Source organism: Kitasatospora sp. NPDC127067, from assembly GCF_042724755.1.
GTDB classification, from domain to species: Bacteria; Actinomycetota; Actinomycetes; order Streptomycetales; family Streptomycetaceae; genus Kitasatospora; species Kitasatospora lactacystinica.
The window spans coordinates 21,665-27,687 of sequence record NZ_JBHXEM010000013.1; the positions used below are offsets into that span (position 1 = coordinate 21,665).

The 6,023-nt window shown below is 75.7% G+C and carries 6 protein-coding genes and 1 pseudogene; 2 read left to right on the forward strand and 5 right to left on the reverse strand.

Annotated elements, in window-relative coordinates:
• Nucleotides 1-2: 2 nt before the first annotated feature.
• Together ACFWJ4_RS07880 and ACFWJ4_RS07885 are read right to left on the reverse strand one after the other, a co-directional pair.
• Nucleotides 3-476, reverse strand: coding sequence for a very short patch repair endonuclease (locus ACFWJ4_RS07880; RefSeq protein ID WP_380540482.1), 474 nt, complete (start codon nucleotides 474-476; stop codon nucleotides 3-5).
• Nucleotides 477-560: 84 nt separating this feature from the next.
• On the reverse strand, nucleotides 561-1,838 hold the full coding sequence (locus ACFWJ4_RS07885) for an MFS transporter (protein WP_380540485.1): 1,278 nt from the start codon (nucleotides 1,836-1,838) through the stop codon (nucleotides 561-563).
• Between the two features lie 697 nt (nucleotides 1,839-2,535).
• Here ACFWJ4_RS07885 and ACFWJ4_RS07890 point away from each other — a divergent pair.
• Nucleotides 2,536-3,192: a hypothetical protein gene (locus tag ACFWJ4_RS07890; RefSeq protein WP_359898527.1), complete on the forward strand. Its 657-nt coding sequence runs from the start codon at nucleotides 2,536-2,538 to the stop codon at nucleotides 3,190-3,192.
• A gap of 129 nt (nucleotides 3,193-3,321) precedes the next feature.
• Here the strand turns inward: ACFWJ4_RS07890 and ACFWJ4_RS07895 are convergent, their stop codons facing one another.
• The 3 genes and pseudogenes from ACFWJ4_RS07895 to ACFWJ4_RS07905 all read right to left on the reverse strand — a co-directional run.
• Nucleotides 3,322-4,191, reverse strand: coding sequence for an NAD-dependent protein deacetylase (locus tag ACFWJ4_RS07895; protein WP_380540488.1), 870 nt, complete (start codon nucleotides 4,189-4,191; stop codon nucleotides 3,322-3,324).
• Nucleotides 4,192-4,201: 10 nt separating this feature from the next.
• The gene (locus tag ACFWJ4_RS07900; RefSeq protein ID WP_380540491.1) at nucleotides 4,202-4,402 is read right to left on the reverse strand and encodes a hypothetical protein; all 201 of its coding nucleotides are present in this window, start codon (nucleotides 4,400-4,402) and stop codon (nucleotides 4,202-4,204) included.
• A pseudogene (locus tag ACFWJ4_RS07905) lies at nucleotides 4,399-4,869 on the reverse strand (SAM-dependent methyltransferase); the annotation flags it as partial. The pseudogene ACFWJ4_RS07905 and the gene ACFWJ4_RS07900, both read right to left, overlap by 4 nt.
• 315 nt (nucleotides 4,870-5,184) lie before the next feature.
• Between ACFWJ4_RS07905 and ACFWJ4_RS07910 the strand changes: the two are divergent.
• Nucleotides 5,185-5,886, forward strand: coding sequence for a Tat pathway signal sequence domain protein (locus ACFWJ4_RS07910; protein ID WP_380540494.1), 702 nt, complete (start codon nucleotides 5,185-5,187; stop codon nucleotides 5,884-5,886).
• The last annotated feature ends 137 nt before the right edge of the window (nucleotides 5,887-6,023 follow it).

Here is a 6,023-nt window from a genome sequence, read left to right on the forward strand (position 1 = left end):
GGCTATCCGGCCGCTTCCGACCCGTCAGACCCCCCGCCGGGACGAGGCGGCCGGGCGGGGCGTTTCCGTTCGTGGTCCACCGTCTCGGCGACACGCAGCGCGACCTCCTCGGGCGTCTCGTGCTCCCAGAAGCGGAGCACCGTCCAGCCCTCGTCCCGCAGATGCTCCGTCGTCTCGGTGTCGCGCTCGATGTTGCGGCCCAGCTTGGTCCGCCACCATTCGGCGTTGCTCTTGGGGTGCGTGGCGTGCTGCGGGCACCCGTGCCAGAAACAGCCGTCGAGGAAGACCGCCACCTTCGGCCCCGGGAAGAGGATGTCCACCGTACGGCGAGGCATGCCCGGCACCGGCCGCTGGACACGGTAGCGGTACCCACCGGCATGGAGCAGACGGCGGACGGCCAGTTCCTGGGCGGTGTCCCGCGATGCCTGTCGGCTCATGCGGGCGGAGACGGCGGGTGTGGACGGTACCGGCGACATGCTGCCATTCTCGTCCACCGGTCCGACAGTCGTGCGAGGCCCGGGAGAGGCCGGTCGCCCGCCGCCGTCCCTCGGCTTCCCCGCTCAGGCGAGGTCGCGCACCCGGCGGATTGAACCGGCCAGCAGGATCGCCGGGCCGGCCAGGCTGCACACCGCCAGCAGGAGCAGCGCCGTGCGCGGGCCCCAGGCCGTGGAGGCGGCGCCGGCCAGGACCGCGCCGACCGGGATGGCGCCCCAGGAGACGAACCGGACGGTGGCCATCACCCTGGGGAGCAGCTCCGGCGGGGTGTGGGTCTGCCGGTGGGTGCGGGTGACGATGCTGGTGACCACCACTCCCGCCGAGAAGCCCGCGTTGCCGACGGCGAACACCAGCGCCGCCCAGCCGGAGCCGGCCGCCGGGAGCAGGAAGGTGAAGAGCGCGGCGATCAGCGCCGCCCTCCGCAGGGCGCCGCCGCTGCCGATCCGGGAGACCACCCGGGGTGTGAGGGCGGCGCCGATCAGGCTGCCCAGGCCGCCGGTGGCCATCAGGGCGCCGACGGCGGCGGCCGGCGCGTCGAGGGTGTCGACCAGGAACACCGGGGTGAGCGTCATCAGCCCGCCGGCGACGAAGTTGACCGCGGTGGCGTCGGCGGCGCACGGCCCGATCACCGGGTGCCGGGTGACGAAGTGCCAGCCCTCGCGGATCTGTTCCCGCATCCCCGCGCCGGCCGGGCGGGCGGCGGCGGACCGTTCCGCGCGCGGCAGGCTGCGCAGCAGGGCCGCCGAGACCAGGTAGCTGACCGCGTCCAGCACCATCGCGGCCGCGCCGCCGACGAGTTGGACCAGCACCCCGCCGAGCGAAGGGCCGGCCAGCTCGGTCGCGGCGCTGCTGCCGGAGAGCAGGCTGTTGCGGGCGGTCAGCTCCTCCCTGGGGACGATGGAGGGCAGGAAGGTGGAGTTGCCGACGTCGAAGACCACGCTCGCCAGCCCGACCAGCAGCGCGACCGCCACCAGGTGCGGCAGGCCGAGGCCGCCCAGCGCGGCCGCCACCGGAACCGAGGCCACGGCCAGCCCGCGCACCAGGTCCATCACCACCTGGGTGCCGCGCAGCGGGAGCCGGTGGACCAGGACGCCGGCCGGCAGTCCGACCAGCAGCCACCCCAGGTACCCGGCGCCGGTGATCAGGCCGACCTGCCAGGCCGTCGCGTGCAGGGTGAGCACGGCGATCAACGGCAGGGCGACACTGGTCACCTGGTCCCCGAGCCGGCTGACCAGCGATCCCGTCCAGTAGCGCCAGAACACTCCTGCCGAAGTCCGGCGTCGCGCCTCGTACTCCGCTCCCCGGTCCGCCGCGACCGCTGTCCGCGTCGTCACATCCACCATCGGGCCCACCCCTTCTGTCGCAACCTGTCCACTGCACCGGACTGGGTGTCAGCCGCCGCGTCCTCACCGAGCGCCTCAAGGCGCCGGTCGCCGCCGGGGTGCTGGAGAAGCGGCCCGCCGCGCGCACGGCCCGACCGGCCACCGGCTGCCCGAGCCGGAACTCCCCGCCGCCACCGGCGAGTCGACCGACCCCGTGGCGCCCGGCGCCACCTGGACGGTGACCGCCGCGCTGCGCCTGCCCACCTTCCGGGCGGCGGGCGTCGACCGGCTCAAGGCGGCTCACCCTCGTACTGGACGCCACCCGCACTGTCCGCGGGGTCCTCTGTCCGGTGATCGACCCGGCGGGATCGGTCGAGGACGCCCTCGCCCTGATCGACGGGCTCGCACCACAGTGATGGCAGGCCGCAACCGGCCCGCCCCGACGCACCGGGCGTCCGCACAGCCGCCCGGGTCCTGACGTGCCCCTGCCCAACTCAGCCGACGCCCACACCCCGGGGGGCCAAACGCGCCACGGCCGCACCACGGCGCCACGGCCTGTCGCCCCGGCCCCGCCCGGCCGGCTCCCAGCCGCCTCCACCGGAGGACTGCCCGGAAGGCTCGCTTCCAGATTGTGACGTGCCCCTGTCTAGTTCGTTCCCGTCCTGGTGTGGTGGGATGAGGCCTCACGGGGATGAACCGCTGACGGGGGTGTGTACTGGTGCGGAGTGGATGGCTGCGGGAGCTGGACGGGGACGCGGCGCGCCTGACGGCCGTGGGGCTGGTGCGGCTGGGGGCACAGGACTGGCTGAGTACGGAGGCCGGGGAACCGGCCTGGATGGGCGGACTGCGGGCGGCCTCGTTCGCCGACGCCTGGCTGGCGTTCGGCGACGGACCCGCGTCCGGACTGCGGGTGCCCGCGCCGGCGCTCCTGCGGGCCCTGGTGGCCCGGGCCGCGGAGCTGGTGCTGCGCTCCTGCCGGGAGGACGGGCCGGCGGCACTGGAATGGCTGGGGCAGCGCTCGGCGGAGGCTCGTGAACAGGCGCAGCGCGAGGGCGCCTCGCACCCGGCCGAGCCCTGTGCGCTGACCCTGGTGTGGCACGGCGTGCAGGCGCTGACCGCCGAGGACGGGCCGTGCCACGCCCGCCGGATCGAGGAGCGCGGCGAGGCGTACGTACGGGAGCGGCACCGCCGCCAGGACACCCTGGCGCTGGTGCTGTGCTGCACCCGGATCGCCGCGGCCGCGCTGGTGGAGCTGTGCGAGGGCGATCCGGAACGGGTCGGCGGGTGGCTGGAGCAGGACGCGGCGCGTTCCATGCCGCGCGACGGCCGGGTGCCGCTGTGGGTGCCGGGCAGGCCCGCTCTGCCGGCCGGCTGAGCGCGCCTGCCCTGGTGGGCCCGGCCCAGCCCGACCCAGCCCGACTCAGCGTGCCGGGCCGGGCCCACCAGGGCCGCGAACAGGCCGCTCGGGGCACCGATCGGGCCGCTCACTGCCCGAACGGGCCCGTCAGGCCGCGTCGAGCAGCCGGGCGACCTCCGTCATGGCCGGCCCCAGCGGCAGGTCGAGCCGGAGCGCGGCGAGTTCGTCGCCGCGCGTCGGCCCCTGGTTGACGATCGCGACCGGCAGCCGCGACCGGGCGGCGCGGCGCACGAAGCGCAGCCCGGACAGGACCGCCAGCGAGGAGCCGAGGACCACCAGCGAACTGGCCGCGTCGACCAGTTCGAAGCAGTGCTCGACCCGGGACACCGGGACGTTCTCGCCGAAGAAGACCACGTCGGGCTTGAGCACTCCGCCGCAGTCCGTGCAGGCGGCGACCCGGAAGCCGTCCACCACGGGCTGCGGCAGCTGCGCGTCGCCGTCGGGCCGCAGCTCCGCCCCGGTCGGCCGAAAGCCGTGGTTGAGCTCCTCCAGCCGCCGGTCCAGCTCGGCCCGGGTGCTGGTGCGGCGACAGTCGAGGCAGACCACCCGGCGGAGTCCGCCGTGCAGCTCGACGGCCTCCCGGGTGCCGGCCGCGTGGTGGAGACCGTCCACGTTCTGGGTGATGACCGCCGCGACGTGCCCGGCCCGGCGCAGCCGTTCCACCGCGTGGTGTCCGTCGTTGGGCCGGGCCCCGGCGATCGCGGGCCAGCCGCTGTGGCTGCGGGCCCAGTAGCGGCGCCGGGCGTCGGCGCTGCCGGTGAATTCCTGGTACGTCATCGGGGTGCCGCTGCGGCGGCGGCCGGTGGCGCCGCGGTAGTCGGGGATCCCGGACTCGGTGGACAGGCCCGCCCCGCTGAGCACCACCGTGCCACGCCGCTCCAGCAGCCCTGCCAGGGCTTCCAGCCCCTCCCCCGGTGGCACGGCGGCCCGTCCGCCCGGGTGTTCGAACGCGTCCATACCGTCGAGGTTAGACCGAGGACGGCCCCCGGCTCCCCGCCCGGCCGGAGGGATCCTCGACGGCGCCGGTGGCGAAGGCCGCGATCCGCTCCAGGGGCGGGTTCCAGCCCCGGGTGGTGTCCACGGCCAGGCAGGGGGCGTCCAGCGCGATCGGTGCGGCCGGGCGTCGGTCCGCGGCCGGAGTCCGGTCCGCGGCCGGGCGGCGGTTCACGGCCGGCGCGCCCAGGCGGAGATCATCGGGGCGGTGGCCAGGTCGAGCCGGCCGCCGGCGACGTTGGCCAGGTGGAGGTCGATCTCCTCGTCCGTCGCGAGCCCTTCCCGCACCAGCAGCCCGCGGATCTGCCGGACCGTCGCGTCCTCCAGGACCGCGCAGGCCGGCGAGGTGATCGGGAAGTAGGCGTCGGCCCGGACGTCGACGAGACCGGCCTCGCGCAGCGCCCGGGGCAGCGTCCGCCCGTACGCGAGGTCGGCGCCGCGCCCGGCCATCAGGGTGCGGAAGCCCGACCGCAGCCGGTTGGCGAGGCGCTCGTCGGGCCCGGACTCGTCCGGGCAGAGCAGCGGTTGGAGGGCCGGGTCGGCGTCCTCCAGGAGCAGCCGGCCGCCGGGGCGCAGCGCCTGGACCATCCGGCGCAGGGCCTCGGCACGGTCGGCGACGTGCACCAGGACCAGCCGGGCGTGCGGTTGTCCAGGAGGTAGCCGTGGTGGCTGTCGTGCTCAGCCATGCCGGAATTCTCGCAGGCGGCGGGGCCGCCGGGTGTTCCGGCCCCTCAGGGCCGCGGGGTCGGGTCGGTGAGCAGGCGTTCAACCCGCCTCCGGAGGCGGCGAGTTGGGGTTTATTGACGAAAAGTCAGCAAGTTCGTCCCATCGCCTTGACGGCGCACGGTCACGGCTGGACCGTAGGGAAACCGGAAACGCCGCGCGCTCCCCGGTCCCCACCGCTCGGGAGCCGCGAGAGGACGTCTTCTCGCCCCTCACCGAGGAAGAGGTTTTCCCATGCGCTTCAGCCGTCACCTCGCCGTCACCGCCGCCGCCGTCACCGCCGTCACCGTGTGCGCGGCCGGCGCACTGGCCGCCGCCCCCGCCTCCGCGTCGCCGCAGCCCCTCGCCGCCGGTCCGGTGCTCACCACCGGGAGCGCGGGCGGTACCGCCGTCGCCGTGGGCGACGCGCTCGCCGCGCCGCTCGCCACCGGCACCAAGGCCACCTTCTACTCGACCGCGACCAGCACCACCGGCGTCACCTGCGCCACGTCGCAGCTCTCGGCCTCGGTGCTGGGCAACCCGGCGGCGCCGGGCAGCGCGACCGCCTCGCTGACCGGGCTGACCTTCGGCTCGTGCACCGCCAACGTCACCGGGGTCACCTCGGTGCGCAGCCTGACGGTCGGCAACCTGCCGTACGGCGTCACCGTCTCCGACGCGCCCGGCCTGCCGGTCACCCTCACCGGCGGGTCCGCCGGGACGATCCAGGCCACCGCCGTCCTGGACACCTGGTTCGGCACCATCACCTGTTCCTACCAGCTGAGCGGCGCCTTCACCGGCAACGCCGACAACGCCGCGCACAGCCTGGCGTTCCGCACCGAGCACTTCGCCAAGAGCGGCGGCTCGACGCTCTGCCCGGCCGACGGCTACTTCTCCGCGACGTACGGCCCGGTGGCCGACACCAGCCAGGCGGGCGGCCCGGCGGTCTTCGTCAACTGACCGCCCCGCGGGACCACCGGGGTGGGCGGGGGGGGGCCCCCCCGCCCGCCCCCCCCCCCCCCCGCCCCGCCGCGCCAGCCCACGACCGCCGCCCCGCCACCCACCCCAAAGGCTCAAGACGGGTCAAGGCGGTGAGC

Bases quoted from the DNA above. Each gene is read 5' to 3' on its own strand.
- ACFWJ4_RS07910 (WP_380540494.1), top strand. From the start codon at position 5,185: ATGCGCTTCAGCCGTCACCTCGCCGTCACCGCCGCCGCCGTCACCGCC.
- ACFWJ4_RS07895 (WP_380540488.1), bottom strand. From the start codon at position 4,191: ATGGACGCGTTCGAACACCCGGGCGGACGGGCCGCCGTGCCACCGGGG.
- ACFWJ4_RS07885 (WP_380540485.1), bottom strand. From the start codon at position 1,838: ATGGTGGATGTGACGACGCGGACAGCGGTCGCGGCGGACCGGGGAGCG.
- ACFWJ4_RS07880 (WP_380540482.1), bottom strand. From the start codon at position 476: ATGTCGCCGGTACCGTCCACACCCGCCGTCTCCGCCCGCATGAGCCGA.